This window comes from Rhodospirillum sp. A1_3_36, from assembly GCF_047263945.1.
Taxonomy (GTDB): domain Bacteria; phylum Pseudomonadota; class Alphaproteobacteria; order Rhodospirillales; family Rhodospirillaceae; genus Rhodospirillum.
This window is the reverse complement of record NZ_JBLAVB010000078.1, coordinates 1-1730: the sequence shown is the minus strand read 5'-3', so window position 1 is coordinate 1730 and position 1730 is coordinate 1. Positions and strand designations below refer to the sequence as shown.

General features: G+C 45.5%; 2 protein-coding genes. Both read right to left on the bottom strand.

Annotated elements, in window-relative coordinates; all coding sequences use genetic code 11:
* Positions 1–968: 968 nt before the first annotated feature.
* Complete coding sequence (locus ACLIRY_RS26980; RefSeq protein WP_413208509.1) at positions 969–1388, bottom strand: SMI1/KNR4 family protein; 420 nt, start codon at positions 1386–1388, stop codon at positions 969–971.
* A 9-nt stretch (positions 1389–1397) separates the two neighbouring features.
* The coding region (locus ACLIRY_RS26975) for an HNH/ENDO VII family nuclease (protein WP_413208508.1) at positions 1398–1730 on the bottom strand (333 nt) is incomplete at its 5' end.

The following is a 1730-nucleotide window of genomic DNA, read 5'->3' as shown; positions in this document are numbered from 1 at the left end:
GGTCTTCCGGACGCTCGCAGCCCTTCAATAGTTCGTCAATAAGATGATCGGATATCGTCATTCCTGCCTTCCTTCTCATTCAGGAAAGCATGGCACCATAATCCTGTACACAGAAGGCCGGACACTCCCGACCGCTCTCGATCTCCCGCTCAAATGGCCGAAAATTTCTTGCCTTACGGGCGGCAACCACAGAAGAAGCAATTACGCTAGCAGGACCGCTCCAGCCGGTCCGGTGGTAATCGTCGTCACCGCGAACTTGACCCCTCGCACGATGACTTCCGCCTCATTCGACGCACGGTTGGAATCTTTAGGCACAACACCTCGACCCATTCATTTTGGGTCAAAACAGCCACATGAATAACTTGATCACGTGAATATATTTGACAACTCTGCTCATGGAACCAATCCAGAAAGTCAGAGCCAGTCACCAGAACTATGGGACCTATTGGTTTATCTACTTTATCGATAGTCCACGAAAGAGATAAGTAGAAGCCCTCATCCATACTTCTCTGGGCCAAAGACACGGCTCCAAAATTGATCTCAAAAATGTCCTCTCCTGTTGAGGCAAATTCCATTACATGTAATCGATATCCTTTTTCATCGTAATGCATTCCCACAAAATCCAACCTTTCTGGTAGATCAAATTCGATTGGAAACCTGCTATGGATCCTTCCAGTCATAGGATTAATACCTAATCTTTATAGGGCCATTTGAGGATTGAATTTCTAAAGTGGGCTGACTTGTAAAGTTCGGTCGAATTTCGCTACTCCCGGAACGTACAACCACTTTCAAGCCCGCCGTCATCACCGCGCTGGCCAGTTGCAGCAGGAATGCGCTCGACCGCTGAGCACCAGATGGGGGGAACGCGCTCTGACGTTGCCTGGCGGGTCGAGGAAACCCAAGGGGCCATCGGCTTTGCTATATATATTTCAGATTAAGAGCGCGATGGTCCAAGATAATTTATGGATTTATTTTTCATCGATCCAAACATCTTTAATCCAAGTAGCTAAGTCTGGCCAACTCTCATCTGAAGAACCATTGTGATCCCAAAATCGAATTTTCTGATCAGGAGTCAAACAAAAATAATTACCATTATCTTCACATATTGGCAGCCAATCTTTTGGCAAACCAATCTGACGAGCATCCATAAGAGCAACGGAAAGTTCTCTTGGGTGACTACGATTCGGTGTAAGTCTCAACGCATCTTTTCCATTCAACATGCTATCGCTAGCTTCCTTGAGAAAGGATCGGTAGTCTTCTGGAAACACGATACCAATCTCGGACTCATACTCATCAATGAGTTCATCTGACGGCAGATATTGAGGAGTCGATAAATTCAACCTCACAGACTTCAGCTCTCTTAAAATACTATTCAATTTTTCATTCACAGCCATCTCCTAGAAGTCATTAGCTCTATTTTCCCAATATTGTTTGCGCCATTTATCAAATTGAGAGCGATTAATACCAGAAGGAACATCACTCGTATTGACATGAATGGTTGCTGAATTTTTTTGGTGAAACGTTTGCGCGATCTCAGCAATCGCACCATCTTGGGTTTGCGTCATATGGTGCAAATTGATTTTTTTCCATCTGAACCATAGGGGTAATTGCTCACGGGGTTGGCGAAATCGGTTGGCTGACGGCCTGGTTTGTGATTCAACCTTTGTATGAAAACGCCCCGGACATATCGACTTAGCGAAGCGGAGAAAGACGCCTTGCTGCTTGAGCAG